Here is a 19043-nt window from a genome sequence, read left to right on the forward strand (position 1 = left end):
GAGTATGTGATGAAGACTATAAAAAATAGCAATACAGAAGAATTAACAGTCTTGGGAACATCAGTTACGCATCTGGAAGTAATAAAGAAAAAGGCTGAGTCAGATCTTGGGTTTCCAATTAAGTACATCACATTGGACGGTACTGAGGCGCAGCGGGTTGCTGCACTAAGTCCCCACAAGTTTGATGTATACGATCAGTGGTTTCACGACCTGGATTTGATTTGGCCGACTAAAAGCTTACAAGCGATAGACATCAACAGGATTGCTAATTGGGATGATATATCTGAATCCCTCAATAGTTTGAAAGTCTCTTGCGACTCCAAGGGAACTCCCGGAGGAAGTCCATTTTCAAGACTTTTTATCGATTCAGGGGACCGTTTAACCGGAGATTGCACGGAAAATCTGAGCATGTTGCCAACGGTCTACAACGCCGACACTTTTGCCATGGTCGGCAAGGAAACGGACTACGCCAATAGTTGGGCAGCTTTATTTGATCCCGAATTCTCCGGCCAAGTGAGCATCCAGAATGATGCGGCAATCGGTGTCATCGACTGTTATCTCGCCTACCAATCGTACTCCGGGAAAAGTTTTAAGGATGCGGGAAACTTTGAAATTCCTGAAATAGACGAATTGATCGATTTTCTTTTGAGATTAAAAAAGAAAAAGCATTTTGCACAGTTCTGGAAAGAAGAATCCGAAGTGGCTAATGCAATCAATGCTAAACGAGTTCAAATATCAAGCATGTGGTGGCAAGGATTTGTTTATCTTCGCCGCCTCGGAATAAACATCAATATGTGCACGCCAAAAGAGGGATACCGAGGCTGGTTTGGTGGGCTCTCAATATCCAGTGAAGCGCAAGGTAAAAAACTTGATATGGCATATCGGTACCTGAATTGGTGGCTTGACGGATTTGCCGGCGCTTCGATGACAAGAAACGGTGCATATGTCGCAAACCCGAAAAGCACCAAGAAGTTTCTGGAGAAGGATGAATGGAATTATTGGTACGAAGGTCGCGAGACCAAAAAATCTCTTAAAGATCCGTTTGGCAACAAAATCATTGACCCAGGGGAGGTGCACGAAGGCGGAAACTATCTCGAGCGCAGATCAAATATAGCAATTTGGAATTCGGTGATGGACGAACACAACTATCTCTCAAGACGATGGTTGGACGTTCAAGAATGAAGTTTGATCAAACTACAAGGATAAGGCTATGAACAGTCAAACTAACAAAGACGAGCTGGAGAGTCATGGTGACTACGCATTAACAGCGGTCCCTCTCAATGCAAGAAGGGGCTTTATTTCTATGACAGCGGTGATGCTGGGATTCACATTCTTTGCGTCGAGCATGTGGACCGGCGGCACGCTAGGCCAGAACTTCAGTCTTTGGCCAGATCTTTTGCTGGTTATTCTTGGTGGCAACCTGCTACTTGGGATATACGGCTCACTCCTGGCGTACGCTGCATCTAAAACCAACCTCTCAACCCATGTTTTATTGTGGCATTCCTTCGGCGTTAAAGGGTCGAAGCTTCCCTCTTTCATGCTGGCCATAACGCAAATCGGATGGTTCGGTGTAGGAATAGCGATGTTGTCTGCCCCCATTACCAAGTATGTGGGCATCCCTTATGTTCCTCTTCTCTTGGTCGGCGGTCTGGCAATGACCTATACCGTAGCGGTAGGTTTCAAAGCCATTGAATTGCTCAGCATGATTGCGGTTCCTGCCATACTTATTCTCGGCTTTACTTCTGTCTTCAAGGCCATATTTGACGCTCCCGAAGGCATCGATACGATCCTTTTCTCAGAGCCCAGCGGGTCTATGACGATTGCTGTCGGGATGTCACTCGCGGTTGGTTCATTCATCAGTGGGGCGACGCTTACTCCGGACTTTGTGCGCTTCTCAAAGAATAAGCGAATCGGTGTTTTTTCTACTGCAATCGGGTTCGTTTTCGGTAACAGCCTGATGTTCATTTTTGGCGCTGTCGGCGCAATCGCCACAGGGGTCTCGGACATTGCAGAGGTTCTGGCTCTTCAAGGCCTGTTGGGTGCCGGGATTATTTTGCTGGTCCTCAATATCTGGACAACCAACGACAACGCACTCTACGCGTCAGGTCTTGGGTTGGTGAATATTACGGGCCTGAAGCGATCCCACCTGGTATGGGCTGCTGGCATATTCGGTACAGTTGCATCGGACTTTTTGTACAACAACTTCATAGGATGGCTCAGTTTCCTGAGCGTGTCGCTGCCGCCGATCGGTGGGATCATCATTGCCGATTTCTTCTTCCGCGCCAGAACAAATTACCCATCCGTTGAGAGCTTTAAGCCACAAAGATTCAACGGAGTTGCGATCGTCGCCTGGTTAATTGCAATTGCCGTCTCGGTGGCATCGCCAGACACGGGTGTTTTCAGTGTCGCACCTTTGAATGCCATCGTTGCGACCATCGTTAGCTATGCAGTTCTGACCGCCGCCCTTGAGAAGGTAGCAAAAAGGGCCGTTCCGAAATCAGCAGAGGCGTAGAAATCATCATGAACGAGAACTTTCTCAGTTTTGCTCCGGGGATCGCCGAAGGCAGTAACGATTCTCTGACTAGCGCAGTTTCCCCAGATGGGATTCCCAACCTGCGAAAATGGTACAGAGTTCCGGCTCGTTGCGGTGTGGCCGTGCGCCTGAAAAAAGGCAACACGCTCGAATTGAGGAATGACAGCGGGAGCCAGGTCTGTGATTTCTGGGCGTTTAAGGAAGATAACCTGCATGAATCGTTATCTATGGAGCATTGCAGGACTCATCTGGGAAGGAACTCGATCAGGGAACAGGACGAATTGGTCACGAACTGGCGGCGTCCCGTGTTGAAGGTGCTTAGTGACACATCTCCGGGTGTTCATGACATGCTAATCGCTTCCTGTGATCTCAATCGGTACAAGGGGCTGGGCGTTGATGGCTATCACGATAACTGTACTGATAACCTGAGGATGGCGCTTGCTGCGATTGGTGAGACCGCTACGCATCTTCCATCGCCTCTGAACTTATGGATGAATGTTGGGCTTGATGATGATGGGGCCATCGAGTTTCTCGCACCGATTTCAAAGCCGGGAGATGTAATCGAATTTGAGGCATTAGAGGATCTGATCGTTGCGATGTCTGCTTGCCCTCAGGACATCACACCGGTAAACGGTGACGATAGAGAGATCTATGACCTCTATTTCAGGGTTCGTTAAGGCCCGTTGAGGGTTTGAAGGGTAGAGGCTGCAAACATGGAGTGTTTGTAGCCTCTACCGATAACTCAGAGTTTGAACTGCTCTACTAGATTTCTCAATCGCTCAGACAATTCCTTTACGCTCTCGCTCGTTGACGAGATTGACTCCATACTGGCCCTGTTGTTTTTGGTTGTGTTAACAATTCGGTCCAGGTTCTGAGCTACTTCCTCAGCGACACTGCTCTGTTCTTCGGTAGCTGTCGCAACTTGGGTAATTTGCTCGTGCATGCTCTCGACCGAAACGGCTATGCCTTTGAGCGATTCCTCCGCATTCTTTATTGAGCCATTTGTTCGGTTTGTCTTTTGCTCAATGAGTTCCATTTGGACGGCTGCGTCTTTCGTCTCTTCAATGAATTGCTCCAATAGCTCCTGAATGCTGTCGGCAGATTCGGCACTCATGCTGGCCAATTGACGAACCTCATCTGCCACAACCGCAAAGCCTCTGCCGTGCTCTCCCGCTCGGGCAGCTTCGATTGCAGCATTCAAGGCGAGAAGATTCGTCTGCTCACTCACTGAATGAATAACGTCCAAGATTTGAGATATGTCTTTGGAGCGCTCTGAGAGACCCGTTATCTTTCTTGCGCTTTCTGAAATGTTGGTATTCAGCTCCGCCATTTGTTCCATGGAAGACGACGTAAGCGACACTCCATTTTTGACAAGGTTCTCAGCATCCGCCGAGCCGGAGTTGGCGAAATTGCAGTTCTCAGCAATCTGCTGGGTCGTCGTTGCTAGCTCGCTCAGAGAAACCGCAACCTGATCTGTATCCTGTTCTTGGATATTGATGGAGCGCCGGGTTTCATGGACGTTTTTATCAAGCAGGTCCGTGTCATCTTTGAGCAATCGGGATGTCTCGGAGACATCGATGACGACGTTTTTTATTTTATCTACAAACAGATTGAACCAGTGGGCCATTTCTCCAAGCTCATCTTGACGGGTGTCGGGGAGACGAGAACCCAGATCCCCGTCCCCAACAGCAATTTCTTCCATAAGCTTTACTGTCTGATGTAAGGGCTTTGTTACTGTTCTTGAAACGATAAAGCCGAGAATTGCGAACCCAGCGAAAGCCACCAAGGAGATGACGATCATGTTCCAGCTCACGGATTCGATAGTCGCTTGGCTTCTCTGACCAGATGCTTCTACCTGCTCCGAAATATCTTTCATATAGACGCCTGCACCGACCATCCAATCCCATCCTGGAATGATCCTCACGTAAGCGACTTTAGGCTCAATGTTTCCGGTGGCGGGGTTTCCCCATTCGAAGTAATGGAAACCGTTGTCTTCGGCGGATTTAAAGAGGTCTTTAAGAAGCCGTTTGACTTTACTATCCTCGGTGACGCCATCTTTCGAAGGGTCGCCATGCACCGTCAGGTACTCCAGTTTGCGGTTGTACGCAAAGACGTAGTTCTGACCACCAAAGCTAACTGATTTCAGAAATTCAATAACACGCCTTTGTTGCTCTTCGACAGATCCCGGGCTCTCATTCTTTAGATCCATTGCTGCGCTTGTGACAGCTTCAACAAGCTGCTGGAGACCTGCTTTTCTGGCCTCTACAAGTTCGATTTCGAGAGAATCCAGCCCTTCTTCGCTGTATTCGATGAGCCGGGTCACGCCTATGTATGTGAGTAGTCCTGAGAGAATTAGCAAAGGTAACGCGACCGACAAGGTTATCTTGGTGCTGACTTTCAGATCGGAGATTCGTTTCATTGTTTCTTAAACCTGATGGAATCCGTTGGCAAACCTAATTCACCGGGCGGTAACCGGTGACCGTCATCACTAGTTAGTGTCATAACTAACGGGATGATATCACTAAAACGACTATAGCGCCCAATAGTCGAAAAAGTCTATTTTACGCATTAGGTTTTAACCGGAACCAAAAGCGGGATGTGCTCGCGAAATCATTTTGGGGTCTTGCGAGAAACGAATGTCCTTTAAGAATCCGGAAAACAGCTGGTACAACAACTTGCGTTGTTTTGAAGAAAAGTCTTGGTATCGAATGGGCGGTTCGGCGGGGCCCTCTACCCAGTGACAGCTTAGTCACTCCAGTGGAATTCTGGAGAGTGTGGAGTTGGAGCGGTGTGTTCGTCTCAGCACAGACCGCCCCGAGCAGGTCACCGTGATCGAGCGTAGTGATATCACTCTATTGTGTTAAAGAGGTTTGTCTTTCTAGTTAACGCTAATAGTCTTGCTCAAATCTGCCCTTGCTCTATGCAGGATAACCCTCAAATTTGAGTGCGAAATAGAGAAAATCTCGGAGATTTGATTGCCATTCATTGAGGACGTACCTGTGAGGTATAGAGCATTGGCGTTAGTACGACTCATCTTCTTTAGCTGCACGTCTACACGGCTTCGGACCCTTGCTAAATGAGTTGCCATCTCCGGCTCACTTAATGGCAAAGACTGGGCGGGTGCCAGATCAAGGTTTTGCTCTTCCATCAAATCATGAGAATGTGGTGTTAACTGGACCTCTAGTTTACTTTTGCGGAGCGCATTGAATGCCACGTTTAAGGTAATTCGGCACAGCCACGTTTGAAGCGTCGACCGACCCTCAAATCCTGTAATCCTCTGGAGTGCCGCCAACCAGGCTTCATGGGCGACATCTTCTGCAAGGCTGCGATCCAACAGCCTTCTGGCTATGCGAGCCATTGAGGGTTGGTAGCGTTTATACGCCTCCGCAAAAGCCTCTGGTCTGCCCTCTTTCATTTCTTCCACAAGCTCAGTTTCCGACTTCGGTACTGGAGACGTAGTTTTGGGTCGTGATGAATTTGACGAAATCATTCTCGAACCTCGATAGATGCAATAGCTTGAATGTGTTCTGCTCCGCTCGACCTTGTTGATAAACCTCTGCCACGGGACTGCCAGTGAAACGAGGGGACAAAAACGCCCGACGTGTGAATATTTTGGTTGAATTGTTTACTGAATGCAATAGTCAAATAATGCTGTTTGACTGGGTTTATTGTTTTTGGTCGATTGGCGGGCTAAAGCACAGTTATCGCATTGGATGAACAGGGGCGGGGGCGCAAGCTATAAGCTGATGCCAATGTGTTGAAACAGCCCTAAATTTCTCCGCAGCCACGGACTGATAAGGCGTTTGAACTGCTCGCTTTTGCTCAAGATCAGGGGTTCGACCATGATTACTCCGGGCGCGTGTTGAGGGCATTCTTCCAAGAGGATCGTGATATTGGTCAGACTGAAGTTCTTGTCGATATCGCTGCGGACGTTGGTCTGAATGCGGAGAAAGCAGAAGAAGTCTTGGCTTCCATCCAACGGCGTTTTTACCATACGGTGTCGCCACCGGTGATTATTGTATTGCAGGCGAGGACTGCTGTGATTCAGTGGGAAAGCGGCATTGATATTGCTCCCCCGAGAAATGGGAGGAGCAATAAACATGATATCGAACAATACAGGTTATTTGTCTGCGATAAATCAGACTGGTTTTACGGGAAATAGTACAAAGCCTGCCGCAACAGGCGGCAATAATTTGCCGAAAGAGGAGCCTCCTGAGGGCACTGTGCGAATCAGCAAAGAGGCTAAATCCCTTACCTCGGGAGAGCCACTAAATGGCGGGTTAATAAGCGTAACTGGGGAGATTGGGACCTATACGCTGGGTAGAATGGCTCTTGGCATAGACACGATGCAAGAATGGTCGGCAAAGGGCCTTTTGATTTCAGATGATAGTGTAGTGGCCGCCGGAAAGGCGTTCCAAGAAGCTTTTTCGCAAGCTGCTGAAGACAGCGGTACGTCATTCGCAGGCAGCAGTGTCACATTGAACAAGCATCAAATCATGATCAACTCTCAAAAAGTGCCTGACTGGTTTCATAGAGAATATGAGGATATGACTTCTTCTATGAAAGATGGGGAAATGAAACGTTCTTTTGAGAATGGTGAGCTTTTCTTTACATCGCCGCCTTCTGTATCAAGAGCTAATGCATTGGCTAGCTACGCTGCTGTAGCAAAAAGTATATAGCAAAGCATTTAACCGGGAAGTGAACTCCAGCAGATTCCGAGAGCTCGTATCGTAAACTCCTGAGCAACGGGCCTGAAATTCTGAATGAGGACTAGAGCGGAGGGTTTTCCCCAGTCACTCTGCGAAGCCAGTCATCCGTCAAGCCTTGCTCCTTTTTCAGAGTGATGGGGTTCACAGAAGGCCTACTGATCCCGGGAACGCAAAAACGTACCGCAGGTCTTGCACTGATCCGGCGCCATCAGCTTCGCCTGCCAGCCAATCTTCTGGCCACAGGCCGGGCACGCCAGCTTAAGCTGCAGAACAATGATGGGCGTGATCAGGGCGGCGATCAGAACACCCAGGGGGCCCCAGCTTTCACCGCTGGACAACCCCAGCTGGCTGCTGAACACGAGAATGATGGTCAGCGCCACAAAAGCAAAAATAAAATAGTTCCGGTTCCAGCGTTCCCACTGGCGAATCTTATCGTCCTGTTCCGGTGTCAGGTATTGCGCAGCCATAAAATCTCACCTGGAGGATTTACCCGTATCTTGGGGACGGCCGGGGGGAATTACAATCCGGAATCGGCGGTAATACCCGCCACCAGAACGCCGGAGGCCAGCGCCTTCTCAAGATCAGCGACCGGGATCGGCCGGCTGATCAGGTAACCCTGGGCAAAGTTGCAGCGTTGGTTTTTCAGGAAGCTCAGTTGCTCCTCGGTTTCCACACCCTCGGCAACCACCTGAATACCCAGATTGTGCGCCAGATTGATCACCGCCCGGGTAATGACGGCATCGTCGTGGCGTTCGGTGACCTCCGTGATGAACGAGCGGTCGATCTTCAGCAGATCGACCGGGAAATCCCGCAGGTAGCCGAGAGACGAATAACCGACACCAAAGTCATCAATGGCCAGGTTCACTCCCAACTGATGCAGACGGGAGAGCTGATTGCGATTGTGCTCGATATTCTGAATGAATATCTCCTCGGTCAGCTCAACCTCCAGACGATCCGCCGGGACATTCTCTGCGGCCAGCGCTTCGCGGATATGATCCACCAGATCCTCATCGTCCAGCTCCCGGCCCGAGAGATTGACCGCAATGCGCAGGCCTTCCTGTGGCGACCCTTTCCATGCTGCCAGCTGCCGACAGGCGGCCATCACTACCCAGCGCCCGATATCGGTGATCCGGCCGCTCTCCTCAGCCAGGGGAATGAATTCCACGGGAGGAAGCAGGCCCCGGCGGGGATGGCGCCAGCGTATCAGCGCTTCAACACTCTGGATTTCACCGGTGTCCAGATTCAACTGAGGCTGGTAGAAGAGCACGAATTCGTTGTTGGCCAGGGCCTGGCTCAGGTCTTTGTCCAGCTCCAGGCGCATGACTTCCCGTTCCTGCATGCCTTCGGTATAGAACTGGTAGGTATTCCGGCCCTGCTCCTTGGCGCGATACAGGGCAATGTCGGCATTGCGCAACAGCGTATCCGCGTCCAGACCGCTCTGCGGATAAACCGCCACGCCCATGGTGCCGGTAATGCTGTGAGACTGGCCCTGAACGTCGTAGGGCTGGTCAAAGCACTGCTTGATTTGGCCCAGCAGGTGAATGATGTCGTCAATGCCGTCTACCTGCTGCTGACAGAACATGAACTCATCGCCTCCGGAGTAGGCCACCAGCAGCCGTTCGTTGCTCAAACGGTTGAGCCGCTCGGACACCTTGATCAGCAGCTCATCCCCGAACTGGTGGCCAAGCGAGTCGTTGAGCATCTGGAATCGGTCGAGATCCAGCATCACCAGGGCAACCTGGCGCATCTGGCGGTCAGCAATGTTCAGGGTGTGAGACAGGTCTTCCATGAAGAATCGACGGTTGGCCAGGCCGGTGAGGGTGTCGGTGGATTCCAGTCGCGCCAGGTCCTTCTGGATCGCGGTGCGCTGTTCGATTTCCTGATCCAGTTCCCGGCGGGTCTTCAGCAGGGCCTGATTGCGCTTCAGAATCAGCTGTACCAGTAACGTGGTCAGGCTGGTGAGAAGACCCATCAACAGGAACGTGGTAAAGGTCAGGGCCGGCCAGTCGCTGTATTGGTTCTCCACCCACTCGACAGACGGGCGAAGTGTCAGGGTCCAGTCCAGCGTTGGCAGATTCACGGACTGGCGTTGCGAAAATTCGCTGCTGACCGGCTGTGACACGTTCAGTTCATAGCTCACTTCGCCGGCTTCGCGAATCTCAATCCGGAAGGATTCCAGAACCCGTTCGGTGAGCAGCTGACGGGCCAGCACTTCCATCCTGAACACGCCTGCCATGAAGCCATTGTTCTCAGGGCCTGCTCCCACAGGCGCATAGATCACCATGCCTTTGCCGCCCTGGCGCAAATTGATGACACCTGAGAGATCCCAGGTGCCGGACTGCTTCGCCAGTTCCAGCGCCTTGCGCCGTTCCTCGTTGAAGGCAACGTTGTAGCCGATGACTTCCTCGTTATCGGTGAATGGCTCCAGCCAGCGGATAACGAAATCAGAGTCGATCCATTCAATGGCCTGGTAAACCCCGAAATCATCCAGATAGTTGCGGGCGTCCTGGCGCCACTCCTGTTCGGTGATGTCCGGGGCTGTCTCGAGTCTTTCAGCCATGCGCCGGATTGCTTCGGCATGGACCAGGAATTCCCGCTCAAGGTGGTTGGCCATAGCCCGGGCTTCGTTGGCCAAGTTTGCTTCTATCTGACGTTTGTCCTGCTGCACCAGCCCGAAGCGCAGGCCGGCTGCCAGACCCAGGAAAACCAGGAAAATCACCACCGGAAACGCCGGGCTCAGGAGGCCCGATATAACGGCTTTGGGGGGTGATGCAGGTTGATCCACAGGGCTTTTCCAGTCTTCTGTTGATGTCAGCTGATTATGTCAGACCTGACAGACCGGTTACAGAAGAGTGGAGAAAGTGTGACGCAGTGCATGATTTAGATCAGGTTTCAGGGATGCTCCGAAAACCTGCGGATACCCAGGCGAGGGATTTCCTGCTTTGGACAACGATCCATGACCACCTTTAGCCCCGCAGCTTCTGCCCGGGCAGCACCCTGCTCATTGATCACACCAATCTGCAGCCACACAACCGGAACGTTCAGATCAATGGCCTGGTCGATGATCGCATCGGTGCGCTCCGGCGCCAGGAACAGGTCAACCATGTCCACCGGTTCGGGAAGGCTTCGGAGGTCGGCGTATACCGTTTCACCAAGCACGGTCTGACCGGCCAGGCGGGGATTGACCGGCAGGATTCGATAGCCCTGGGCCTGAAGGTATTCCATGACTTCGTGGGAAGGCCGGCTGGTCTTTTCACTGGCACCGACAAGGGCAATGGTCCTGACAGTCGTCAGGATGTCACGCAATTGTTCCGGGCTGGTGCTGGGCATGATGCTGGAGGAACCTCGCTGGATTAACGATGTGCCTGCAGACAGACAGACACGGACTCTGCATAGCGTAGCGCGTGAGGCTTGTCGATTTCCACCTCGGCCCACTGCACGGCTTCATGCTCCATGACGATGGTCAGAACCTCGTGGGTCAGACGCTCAAGCAGGGCGAAGCGATTGCCATCCACGTGGTGAATGATCTGCTTTGTGATGGTGCGATAGTTGAGGGCGGCGGAGATTTCATTCTGGTTTACAGCCTCCGTCGCATCGTAGGTCAGCGCAACGTTGATCAACACGTCCTGCTGGTTATTGATTTCCTCTTCCTTGATGCCGATGTAGGCCCTGAGAAGAAGATCCTTGATGCGGACTTTTGCCAGGTGATTCCCGTTGACGTCTGTCATGCGCCCTCCCTAGGGTCAGATAGTTCAGCGATTGTTACTGATCAGCGTCAGGAACTCTGTGCGGGTCGCTTGGGATTTGCGGAACTGCCCCAGCATCATCGAGGTTTTCATGCGGGAATTCTGTTTCTCCACGCCTCGCATCATCATGCACATGTGCTGGGCCTCGATGACGACAGCCACGCCCTTGGCGCCTGTGACACTTTCGACGGCCTCGGCGATCTGGCGGGTCAGGTTTTCCTGAATTTGCAGGCGGCGTGCATACATGTCGACAATGCGTGCAAATTTGGACAAACCCAGCACCTTGCCCTGAGGCAGGTAGGCGATGTGGCACTTGCCGATAAACGGCAACATATGGTGCTCACACATGCTGTAGAGTTCTATATCCTGAACCACGACCATTTCGTCCATGGCCGATTCGAATACCGCATTGTTCACCAGGTCGCCAAGGTCTTGCTGGTACCCGCAAGTGAGGAACTTCATGGCCTTGGCCGCGCGCATTGGCGTGTCTTGCAGACCCTCGCGATCCGGGTCTTCGCCCAGGCCATCGATGATGGCACGGAAGTGCCCTGAGAGGTCGTCAAGGAGTTTACTCATAGTCTTTTCCGGTTAGCAGTGTCTTACGAGGCCCAAAGCTTAAGGCAATTTGCCCGCCATCTCTACGTTTACGGAGGCATTGTCGGAAAAGACCACTTTGGCTGTCACGCCCTGTGGTTTGGGCGGTAGGGCTATGGCAGTGGGGGCCGGTTTGTTCTACAGTTTCAGGCTATCAATGTTCGTCGGGGACAATGCATGGATGAGGTGATGCCGACCGTTGGTGGGGTTCCCGCCGCGGGGCGCGAGGAAGGCACCCTAGAGGGGTGGCAACAGGGAGGTAAGTGGTTCAGTTTCGAGGGGCATGCCATCTTCAGCCGGATGGCAGGCTCGGGAGAACCGCTGGTGCTGATTCATGGATTTCCCACTGCCAGCTGGGACTGGAATCGACTCTGGCCGATGCTGGTTCAGCAGCACAGCGTGCTGGCCATGGACATGCTGGGTTTTGGCTTTTCCGACAAACCCGCCGATTATGATTACAGCATTGAAGACCAGGCCGACCTGTTTCAGGGCTGGATTGAGGGTTTGGGTCTGCCGTCCGTGCATCTGATGGTTCATGACTATGGGTGCAGTGTGGCCCAGGAGCTGCTGGCGAGGGAGCAGGAGGACTTGCTGACATTCCGGATTGCGAGTGTCTGTTTCCTCAACGGTGCCCTTTTCCCGGAGGTCCATAATCCCCTGCTTATTCAGAAGCTGCTGGGGAGTCCCTTTGGAGGGCTGATCAGCCGGGGCCTGACCCGACGCAGTTTCGAGCGAAACTTCCGCCGGTTATTTGGTAGCCAGAATCCGCCTGATCGACAGGATATGGAGGATTTCTGGCACCTGCTGACCTACAACAACGGACGGGGCATACTGCATCATCTGATCCAGTTTATGGAAGAACGTCGCTGTCACCGCAACCGGTGGGTTGGCGCGCTGCAGAAGGCAACGCAGCCGATGCGATTGATTTCGGGTACCGCCGATCCGGTCTCGGGTGCCGGCATGGTCAGACGCTACAGGGAACTGATACCCGATGGTGATGTGGTCACCCTCAGGAACATCGGACACTACCCCCATCTAGAGTGCCCCTGGGACGTTTTCAGTGCCTATCGGGAGTTTCGCAAGCGCTGCGAGGGTTAGCTTCCGGGTCGCGCTGGCCTCAGCCCGATGCGGAATCGGGCATATCCTCGGCACCCCGGCCTACAACCGGTAACGGCCGGGCCGCGTTGACGACCTGGTTGCGACCCCGGGATTTTGCTTCGTAGAGTGCCTGGTCCGCCCGGTTCAGCCAGACTGACCAGGTTTCACCCTTGCTGACCTCGGCGACACTGGCACTGGCGGTTACCTTGATATCTTCCATGAATGGCCGTGCGCTAATGCTGGTCAAAAGCTGATTCGCAAGCACATCGGCATCTTTCTGGCGGGTTTCCGGCAGCACGATCATGAACTCCTCACCACCAATCCGGAACAGCTGATCGCTTTCGCGCAGGCGGGATCTCAGGCGCAGTGCCATTTCCGTGAGCACCTTGTCGCCGGCCAAATGACCCCACTGATCGTTGATCGTCTTGAAGTAGTCAAGGTCCAGCAGAATCAGACTGGAGACCCGCTCATACCGCTCCCGCATCTGAATTTGACCGTTGAGGATGTCAGCCAGTTGCGAGCGGTTCAGACAGCCGGTCAGGGGATCGGTGGTTGCCAGCCGCGTGAGTTCCTGCTGAAGCTTGCCCACCAGCCAGGCGAAAATCATGGCAAACAGGCACGTGAGACCGAGCGAGAAGGTTATCCGCCAGAAGTCGGCCTCTGGAAATCGTAAAAAGGACACGACGGCCATAACGACAACAAAAACTATGTTGCTTCCAATGGCCTCCTTGAGCGGTAGTAAAAAGAACAGGGCCGTGGCCGCAGGGTAGGCCCAGTAGAGGCCGGCATGGCCATTGATGTGTGTGGAGTAGGCGGCACTGACCACGGCGAGCAGAGGGAACAGGCGGCCTTTGAGGAAGTAGGTGCCTCGGAATCTCAGGAATGCGATAACCAGCAGGGCGTTCGTGCAGAACAGGACCAATACCGCAGAAAGCAGATAATGGGATTGCTGCCATTGCACCAGAACCAGGGGCGCTACTGCGATAAATGCCCAGAAATGCAGGTGATAGACCAACTGGCGTTTGAACCCCAGCACCGCGAGTGTCGGGTTGGTGGCAAGTGTGGAGGGTGGTACCGAAAAATTCACAGCATACTCCCGCTGTTTGAGTCGTATCCGCCCGCGTCCGGTGCCGGGACAGTCTTGGAGTCTAGCATGGCCGTTCATTTAATGAAGCAGATAGCGCCGTTTCTGACCACCATTAGTTTTGTTCAGTTGGCCGCAGCTTGTCCACTTCGCTAAACTCCGCGGGACTGATTCAGGGACACGCCCAGGGACCATCCTATGACTGCTATTCACACCCGAGAACCAGCCCTGACGATCCGGGCAGGCCGGCGCGCGATGGAGCGCCTCAGGGAAAAACCGCTTTCGCCAGAGGACGTGCATGTTATTCCGGGTGCTGCCGGTGGCCCCAAGGCTCTGGGAATAAGTGGCCTGGATAAAGCTATTTTTGGTGACTGGCTGCCGAGGGTTCCGCAGGAGCGATCCTTGATCGGCTCGTCGATCGGCAGCTGGCGATTCGCCGCAGTGGCCTCCTCCGATAACCCGAAAGCCCAGCTCGCCCGGTTGGCGGAACTCTATACCGCACAACGCTTTGCCAAGGGTGTCAGCGCTGCGGAAGTGAGCCGCAAGAGCGTGCTGTTTCTGGAAGAGCTGCTCGGTGGGCGGGAAGACGCCATTCTGAACCACCCATGGTACCGACTGAACGTTGTGGTCGTTCGAAGCCTTGGCATGCTGGCAGAAGACGCCCGGGGCCGGCTGGGTCTCGGCCTTATGAGCGCGATCAGCGCCAATATGGTCAGCCGTCGTCATCTGGGCCGTTTCATGGAACGGGGCATCATCCATGACGTCCGCCTGAAAGCGCCTGTGTCCAAACTGGTGGATTTCCCCAGCCACGAAGTTGCGTTAACCCGCGACAACCTGTTGCCTGCTCTGCTGGCTTCCGCCTCTATTCCCTTGGTGATGTCCGGTGTCCGCAATATCCCCGGCGCGCCCGAGGGGGTCTATCGAGACGGTGGTCTGCTGGACTACCACCTGGATCTGCCTTACCAGCAGCCTGGCGTGGTGCTCTACCCGCATTTCACCGATAAGGTGGTCCCCGGCTGGTTCGACAAGTCCCTGCCCTGGCGGCGGGGCGACGCCACCCGGTTGCAGGACGTGCTGCTGGTTGCGCCGTCAAAAAGCTATCTGGATTCCCTGCCTGACTGCAAGCTCCCGGACCGGAAGGATTTCGAGCGCTATGTTGGTGACGATGCAGGCCGGGAACGGGCCTGGCGTTCGGCGATTGCCGAGAGTGATCGCCTTGGCGATGAGTTTATGGAGCTCACCGAAACCGGGCGCCTGGCCGATGTCATCAGGCCGCTCTGAACACAGAGTTTCCGAAAGAGTGGCTATACTGGTGCAGTAAAGTCACGAATCGGGGAATGTATTATGTCGGATGAAAAACCGGTGGTCGCCAGCAAGACACCTTTCTCTGTCATGGTTGAGGCGGGCAAGAACTACTTCTGGTGTGCCTGCGGCCGCAGCGGCAGCCAGCCATTCTGCGACGGCTCCCACAAGGGGACCGGGATAACCCCGGTCAAATACGAGGCGGAAAAGAAAGAGTGGGTGTGGTTCTGCGGATGCAAGCAAACCGGTAATGCCCCTCTTTGCGACGGTAGTCACAAGACGCTCGAGTAGGGCGCCATTCGCTGCAGGGTGCTTACCCTGAAGCCTGACAGGCCGTGGACCGGGTCTTTCAGCGCCCGAACCCTGAGTACCACTGGAACCTCCGTCTCCTGGTCACGATGGACCAGGGAAAGATCGACCCGTTCAATGGAACTGTCACTCCGGGCGGCCGCCAGGGCTCGCCGGAAATTGTCCCGGGACGCCGGTGCAACAAGCTCCTCCAGGGGCTGGTTGACCAGATCGGCGGGTGCCTGGTCGAGAAGTTCGGCGATTTGCGGTGAAACAAAGCCGATCCTGCCTGTTTCGTCCAGTTCCCATATGACCGCTCCGGACAGGGCCACCAGATCCCGGCTCCGCTGCTCACTATCGTTCAGTGCCCGCCGAAGTATCGATTTTTCGACCTGAAAGTTGGCGATCTGATGGTCAGCACCAATTTCTCTTTGCTCCAGACCACGAATGTGAAGTGTTTGCCGGTGTAGCCGCCGGTTCAGCACCAGGGTGAGGGCGGCCGCGAAGACCGACAGGGCTGCACCGGCTATCCAGACGGTTCGTCGGGAGGCGTGGGCGACCGCCTCTAGTCCCTCCGGAGACGGTACGGTAGTGAGTATCCAGTTCTGATCTATTGGCGAAACCTCGGTACGCAGCGCCCGTGTCGGGTCCACCGAACCGTTGGTGCCCAGTTCCAGCAGCGGCATCTTGGTATGTCGTTCGAGGGTGTCGATGCGCAGTCCGAGGGAATCCGGCAGGGTGTCGCTGAACAGAGCCTGGAGCCAGGCCGACACGGGTTGGTTGTTGTCTCCCACCAAAGACTGGTCCGGTACGTTGGCCAGCAGGCGATTCACCAGAGCCTGATGCTGGGCGTGATAACGCGCTTCGGCAAGCGCCATGGCCCGACGTGCTTCAATGTTTGCAGTAATTCCGGTTACCAGCAGCCCGGCTGCGACCAGAAGCAGGGGAATCCAGGTTCCTGGCCATAGTACCGGTCTGCGGAAACGGGCTGGAGTCGAGCTTTCCATGCCGGGCGTCCTTTGCGGCTGGGTCTGTACCCTCAGAACAGACCAACTTTACTCCTATACTCTAGTCCAGCTTGTGAAGAGAGGGAAATGCTCAGGTCCGGACTTTGCCAGCTGCGCCGTAGACCAGCAGGAACACGGCAAAAGCTGTCACAACAACGGAAGGGCCGGCCGGTGTGTCCAGGTGCCAGGACAGGCTCAGACCTCCGCTCACCGCGACAAACCCGAACCCGACTGCCATGGCCGCCATGATTTCCGGATTGTGGGCCAGGCGCCTGGCGGTTGCCGCAGGAATGATCAGCAGTGCGGTAATCAGCAGGACGCCGACGATTTTCATGGCTACGGCGATGACCAGAGAGAACATCAGCATCAGAACCAGGCGAAGACGCTCTACTGCAACACCCTCCACCCGGGCGAGTTCTTCGTGAATCGTGCTCATCAGCAATCCCTGCCAGAGCACGGCAAGCAGCACAATGATCAGTGCCGCGCCGCCGTAGATCCACAGCAGGTCGTCACGGCTCATGGCCAGTAGATCCCCGAACAGAAGGCCGGTCAGATCGACGCGGACATCCGGCATGAAGCTCAGGGTTACCAGGCCTATGGCCAGTGCGCTGTGGGCCAGTATGCCCAGCAGGGTATCGGTTGCCAGAGTCCGGGTTCGTGACAGGAGTACCAGTGCCATGGCCAGCACCACACAGATAATGATCACACCGAGGTTCAGCGGTACGCTGATCAGGAAGCTCAGAGCGATGCCGAGCAGGGCCGAGTGCGCCAGGGTATCGCCAAAATAGGCCATTCGTCGCCAGACCACGAAACAACCCAATGGCCCGGCCACCAGGGCCACGCCGAGTCCGCCAATCAGGGCGCGCCAGAAGAAATCGTCCAGAATCGCATCAATGATGGGCATGGTCACACTCCGTGTGTCTGCCCTCAACGACATCCCCGTGCAGATCGTGGCTGTGGTTGTGGTGATGGTGATAGACCGCGAGGGACTCTGCCACGGGACGACCGAATGTTTCGATGAAGGCCGGGTCGTGGGAGATGTCCTCGGGGTAGCCGCTGCAGCAGACATGCTGGTTCAGGCAGATAACCTTGTCGGTTGCTGCCATGACCAGGTGCAGGTCGTGGGAGATCATGATAACCCCGCAGTTCAGGTCGTCCCTTAACTGGCGTATCAGATCATACAATGACGCCTGGCCATTGATGTCGACGCCCTGGGCGGGCTCATCAAGGACCAGAAGGTCCGGTTTGCGGGCCAGGGCCCGAGCCAGCAACAGCCTCTGCTTCTCCCCCCCGGAGAGGTGGTGCACGGAGGCATGCAGCAGGTGTCCTACGCCGGTGCGGGCAAGGGCAGACTCACATTCCGCGAGGGACCGGCCACTGAGCAGCATGAACCGCTTGACGCTCAGAGGCAGTGTGGCCTCAAGCGTCAGATGCTGCGGAACGTAACCGATCACCAGGTTCTTTTTCAGGGACACCTGACCCTCAGACACTTTCTGGATGCCCAGTACTGCCTTGATCAGTGTCGTCTTGCCCGCCCCGTTTGGACCAATGATGGTGATAATGTCGCCACGGTGAATCTTCAGGTTGACCCGGTCAACCACGGGGCGCTCGTCAAACCGGACAGTAAGGTTCTCCAGGCTGACCAGAGGATCAGTCATGGCCCGGCTCCGACTGGCATCGGGGGCAAAGGCCGGCAATTTCGAGCGTCGTGGTCTCGGCCCGGAAGCCTTCCCCGGATGCGGCTTTGCGAACCTCGGTTGACACCTCTGGAGCGGTTAGTTCGAGCACATTGCCGCAGGCGCGACAGATCAGAAACATGCCGGTGTGGCTTTCACCCGCGTGGGTACAGCCGATAAAGGCGTTGAGCGATGCGATGCGGTGCACCAGCCCATGCTGCTGAAGGAAATCCAGTGCGCGGTAAACGGTGGGCGGAGCGGCGTTATGACCATCGGAAGAAAGCTCTGCCAGCACATCGTAGGCGCCCAGCGGCTTGTGGGATTGCCAGATCAGCTCCAGCACCCGTTCCCGAATGGGCGTCAGTCGGGCATTCTGCCGCTGGCAAATGGTCCTGGCGTCAGTCAGGGCCTGACTGACACAGGCATCGTGGTTGTGAGGCCGGTAGGGAATAGCGCGGGCAGACATGGTCGAAATCCTGCAAAATTTGAAACATTATAACATTTGCAGGGCTGTCTGCCATGTCCGGCAGTGGAACGGGTCAGTGTCGGGACTTTACAACCAGGGATTCCAGAAATTCCAGATTCGGGATCCAGGCATGCTCACCTTCGACCTCGACCTGCATCAGATCCGCCGGCCCCGGTTCACCCTCCAGCTTCCTGACCTGGTCTTCCGCCAAACGGGCCTGGCTGGGAATGCCCTGGGTAACCAGAGCCATAAACGGGACTTCCTTGTGGTGATCGCCGATGGTGTTTAGAACAACGATGCGGCCCCGATTATCGCCTGGAACACTGAGGGCGCCGCCGTTGGCCGCGTCGTAGGAAATCACCGGAAGTTGCAGGCCCCGCCAGTCAAGGTAGCCAACCAGCCATTCCGGCGTGTTCGCGCCGGCATCAGCGCTGGCATAGTCGACCACTTCCGCAATCGAGACGTTGGGCAGCAACAGTTGCCGTCCGCTCATGGGAATCATGACGCAGGAGAGGGATTGGCTGTTGTCATTCATTGCGT

Annotated in this window: 21 protein-coding genes; 8 read left to right on the forward strand and 13 right to left on the reverse strand. The window is 54.7% G+C overall.

Features of this window, described 5'->3' with window-relative positions; translation table 11 throughout:
• The first annotated feature begins 9 nt into the window (after positions 1 to 9).
• From ACWJ62_RS09005 to ACWJ62_RS09015, 3 genes are read left to right on the forward strand one after another with little or no spacing between them, the layout of a single operon-like run.
• The gene (locus ACWJ62_RS09005) at positions 10 to 1182 is read left to right on the forward strand and encodes an ABC transporter substrate-binding protein (protein WP_449285876.1); all 1173 of its coding nucleotides are present in this window, start codon (positions 10 to 12) and stop codon (positions 1180 to 1182) included.
• 28 nt (positions 1183 to 1210) lie between these two features.
• Positions 1211 to 2512 carry a cytosine permease gene (codB, locus tag ACWJ62_RS09010; protein ID WP_449285877.1) on the forward strand — a complete coding sequence of 434 codons (1302 nt, stop codon included), beginning with the start codon at positions 1211 to 1213 and terminating at the stop codon, positions 2510 to 2512.
• A gap of 8 nt (positions 2513 to 2520) precedes the next feature.
• A complete protein-coding gene (locus ACWJ62_RS09015; RefSeq protein WP_449285878.1) occupies positions 2521 to 3210 on the forward strand; it encodes a DUF1989 domain-containing protein in 690 nt (229 codons plus the stop codon).
• Positions 3211 to 3275: 65 nt separating this feature from the next.
• Here ACWJ62_RS09015 and ACWJ62_RS09020 read toward each other — a convergent pair whose 3' ends face one another.
• On the reverse strand, positions 3276 to 4952 hold the full coding sequence (locus ACWJ62_RS09020; protein WP_449285879.1) for a methyl-accepting chemotaxis protein: 1677 nt from the start codon (positions 4950 to 4952) through the stop codon (positions 3276 to 3278).
• A gap of 459 nt (positions 4953 to 5411) precedes the next feature.
• Positions 5412 to 5948: an RNA polymerase sigma factor gene (locus ACWJ62_RS09025; protein ID WP_449286169.1), complete on the reverse strand. Its 537-nt coding sequence runs from the start codon at positions 5946 to 5948 to the stop codon at positions 5412 to 5414.
• 357 nt (positions 5949 to 6305) lie between these two features.
• Here ACWJ62_RS09025 and ACWJ62_RS09030 point away from each other — a divergent pair, with 357 nt between their 5' ends.
• On the forward strand, positions 6306 to 6695 hold the full coding sequence (locus ACWJ62_RS09030; protein ID WP_449286170.1) for a DsbA family oxidoreductase: 390 nt from the start codon (positions 6306 to 6308) through the stop codon (positions 6693 to 6695).
• A complete protein-coding gene (locus ACWJ62_RS09035) occupies positions 6634 to 7212 on the forward strand; it encodes a hypothetical protein (protein WP_449285880.1) in 579 nt (192 codons plus the stop codon). Before ACWJ62_RS09030 ends, ACWJ62_RS09035 begins: the two co-directional genes overlap by 62 nt.
• 182 nt (positions 7213 to 7394) lie before the next feature.
• Here ACWJ62_RS09035 and ACWJ62_RS09040 read toward each other — a convergent pair whose 3' ends face one another.
• The 5 genes from ACWJ62_RS09040 to folE form a co-directional block, all read right to left on the reverse strand.
• Positions 7395 to 7709: a hypothetical protein gene (locus ACWJ62_RS09040; RefSeq protein WP_449285881.1), complete on the reverse strand. Its 315-nt coding sequence runs from the start codon at positions 7707 to 7709 to the stop codon at positions 7395 to 7397.
• A 50-nt stretch (positions 7710 to 7759) separates the two neighbouring features.
• Entirely contained in the window at positions 7760 to 10027 is a 2268-nt protein-coding gene (locus ACWJ62_RS09045) for a bifunctional diguanylate cyclase/phosphodiesterase (protein ID WP_449285882.1), read from the reverse strand.
• Positions 10028 to 10134: 107 nt separating this feature from the next.
• Positions 10135 to 10572 carry a CoA-binding protein gene (locus ACWJ62_RS09050; RefSeq protein WP_449285883.1) on the reverse strand — a complete coding sequence of 146 codons (438 nt, stop codon included), beginning with the start codon at positions 10570 to 10572 and terminating at the stop codon, positions 10135 to 10137.
• Between the two features lie 23 nt (positions 10573 to 10595).
• Positions 10596 to 10970, reverse strand: a complete 375-nt coding sequence (folX, locus tag ACWJ62_RS09055; RefSeq protein ID WP_008172757.1) for a dihydroneopterin triphosphate 2'-epimerase — start codon at positions 10968 to 10970, stop codon at positions 10596 to 10598.
• 24 nt (positions 10971 to 10994) lie between these two features.
• Positions 10995 to 11564 carry a GTP cyclohydrolase I FolE gene (gene folE, locus ACWJ62_RS09060; RefSeq protein WP_449285884.1) on the reverse strand — a complete coding sequence of 190 codons (570 nt, stop codon included), beginning with the start codon at positions 11562 to 11564 and terminating at the stop codon, positions 10995 to 10997.
• A gap of 195 nt (positions 11565 to 11759) precedes the next feature.
• On the opposite strand from folE, the gene ACWJ62_RS09065 reads away from it, so the two are divergent.
• On the forward strand, positions 11760 to 12680 hold the full coding sequence (locus ACWJ62_RS09065; protein WP_449285885.1) for an alpha/beta fold hydrolase: 921 nt from the start codon (positions 11760 to 11762) through the stop codon (positions 12678 to 12680).
• Between the two features lie 19 nt (positions 12681 to 12699).
• On the opposite strand, the gene ACWJ62_RS09070 is transcribed toward ACWJ62_RS09065, so the two are convergent.
• A complete protein-coding gene (locus ACWJ62_RS09070; RefSeq protein ID WP_449285886.1) occupies positions 12700 to 13767 on the reverse strand; it encodes a GGDEF domain-containing protein in 1068 nt (355 codons plus the stop codon).
• A gap of 195 nt (positions 13768 to 13962) precedes the next feature.
• Between ACWJ62_RS09070 and ACWJ62_RS09075 the strand changes: the two genes are divergently transcribed.
• Positions 13963 to 15045 carry a patatin-like phospholipase family protein gene (locus ACWJ62_RS09075; protein ID WP_449285887.1) on the forward strand — a complete coding sequence of 361 codons (1083 nt, stop codon included), beginning with the start codon at positions 13963 to 13965 and terminating at the stop codon, positions 15043 to 15045.
• A gap of 63 nt (positions 15046 to 15108) precedes the next feature.
• Positions 15109 to 15357, forward strand: coding sequence for a CDGSH iron-sulfur domain-containing protein (locus ACWJ62_RS09080; protein WP_449285888.1), 249 nt, complete (start codon positions 15109 to 15111; stop codon positions 15355 to 15357).
• Here the strand turns inward: ACWJ62_RS09080 and ACWJ62_RS09085 are convergent.
• From ACWJ62_RS09085 to ACWJ62_RS09105, 5 genes are all read right to left on the reverse strand, one after another.
• On the reverse strand, positions 15339 to 16361 hold the full coding sequence (locus ACWJ62_RS09085) for a PAS domain-containing protein (protein WP_449285889.1): 1023 nt from the start codon (positions 16359 to 16361) through the stop codon (positions 15339 to 15341). The genes ACWJ62_RS09080 and ACWJ62_RS09085 overlap by 19 nt on opposite strands.
• A gap of 91 nt (positions 16362 to 16452) precedes the next feature.
• Entirely contained in the window at positions 16453 to 17265 is an 813-nt protein-coding gene (znuB, locus tag ACWJ62_RS09090; RefSeq protein ID WP_449285890.1) for a zinc ABC transporter permease subunit ZnuB, read from the reverse strand.
• Positions 17252 to 18019: a zinc ABC transporter ATP-binding protein ZnuC gene (znuC, locus tag ACWJ62_RS09095; protein WP_449285891.1), complete on the reverse strand. Its 768-nt coding sequence runs from the start codon at positions 18017 to 18019 to the stop codon at positions 17252 to 17254. Before znuC ends, znuB begins: the two co-directional genes overlap by 14 nt.
• Complete coding sequence (locus ACWJ62_RS09100) at positions 18012 to 18503, reverse strand: Fur family transcriptional regulator (protein WP_014578678.1); 492 nt, start codon at positions 18501 to 18503, stop codon at positions 18012 to 18014. Before ACWJ62_RS09100 ends, znuC begins: the two co-directional genes overlap by 8 nt.
• Before the next feature lie 73 nt (positions 18504 to 18576).
• Positions 18577 to 19038: a chemotaxis protein CheW gene (locus tag ACWJ62_RS09105; RefSeq protein WP_449285892.1), complete on the reverse strand. Its 462-nt coding sequence runs from the start codon at positions 19036 to 19038 to the stop codon at positions 18577 to 18579.
• Between the last annotated feature and the right edge of the window lie 5 nt (positions 19039 to 19043).

It is taken from the genome of Marinobacter sp. PE14, from assembly GCF_053566155.1.

What these genes read in the sequence shown, in the direction of transcription:
- ACWJ62_RS09005 (WP_449285876.1), top strand. Translation starts at nt 10, where the DNA reads ATGAAGACTATAAAAAATAGCAATACAGAAGAATTAACAGTCTTGGGA.
- codB (WP_449285877.1), top strand. Translation starts at nt 1,211, where the DNA reads ATGAACAGTCAAACTAACAAAGACGAGCTGGAGAGTCATGGTGACTAC.
- ACWJ62_RS09015 (WP_449285878.1), top strand. Translation starts at nt 2,521, where the DNA reads ATGAACGAGAACTTTCTCAGTTTTGCTCCGGGGATCGCCGAAGGCAGT.
- ACWJ62_RS09020 (WP_449285879.1), bottom strand. Translation starts at nt 4,952, where the DNA reads ATGAAACGAATCTCCGATCTGAAAGTCAGCACCAAGATAACCTTGTCG.
- ACWJ62_RS09025 (WP_449286169.1), bottom strand. Translation starts at nt 5,948, where the DNA reads ATGAAAGAGGGCAGACCAGAGGCTTTTGCGGAGGCGTATAAACGCTAC.
- ACWJ62_RS09035 (WP_449285880.1), top strand. Translation starts at nt 6,634, where the DNA reads ATGATATCGAACAATACAGGTTATTTGTCTGCGATAAATCAGACTGGT.
- ACWJ62_RS09040 (WP_449285881.1), bottom strand. Translation starts at nt 7,709, where the DNA reads ATGGCTGCGCAATACCTGACACCGGAACAGGACGATAAGATTCGCCAG.
- ACWJ62_RS09050 (WP_449285883.1), bottom strand. Translation starts at nt 10,572, where the DNA reads ATGCCCAGCACCAGCCCGGAACAATTGCGTGACATCCTGACGACTGTC.
- folX (WP_008172757.1), bottom strand. Translation starts at nt 10,970, where the DNA reads ATGACAGACGTCAACGGGAATCACCTGGCAAAAGTCCGCATCAAGGAT.
- folE (WP_449285884.1), bottom strand. Translation starts at nt 11,564, where the DNA reads ATGAGTAAACTCCTTGACGACCTCTCAGGGCACTTCCGTGCCATCATC.
- ACWJ62_RS09065 (WP_449285885.1), top strand. Translation starts at nt 11,760, where the DNA reads ATGGATGAGGTGATGCCGACCGTTGGTGGGGTTCCCGCCGCGGGGCGC.
- ACWJ62_RS09075 (WP_449285887.1), top strand. Translation starts at nt 13,963, where the DNA reads ATGACTGCTATTCACACCCGAGAACCAGCCCTGACGATCCGGGCAGGC.
- ACWJ62_RS09080 (WP_449285888.1), top strand. Translation starts at nt 15,109, where the DNA reads ATGTCGGATGAAAAACCGGTGGTCGCCAGCAAGACACCTTTCTCTGTC.
- ACWJ62_RS09085 (WP_449285889.1), bottom strand. Translation starts at nt 16,361, where the DNA reads ATGGAAAGCTCGACTCCAGCCCGTTTCCGCAGACCGGTACTATGGCCA.
- znuB (WP_449285890.1), bottom strand. Translation starts at nt 17,265, where the DNA reads ATGCCCATCATTGATGCGATTCTGGACGATTTCTTCTGGCGCGCCCTG.
- znuC (WP_449285891.1), bottom strand. Translation starts at nt 18,019, where the DNA reads ATGACTGATCCTCTGGTCAGCCTGGAGAACCTTACTGTCCGGTTTGAC.
- ACWJ62_RS09100 (WP_014578678.1), bottom strand. Translation starts at nt 18,503, where the DNA reads ATGTCTGCCCGCGCTATTCCCTACCGGCCTCACAACCACGATGCCTGT.
- ACWJ62_RS09105 (WP_449285892.1), bottom strand. Translation starts at nt 19,038, where the DNA reads ATGAATGACAACAGCCAATCCCTCTCCTGCGTCATGATTCCCATGAGC.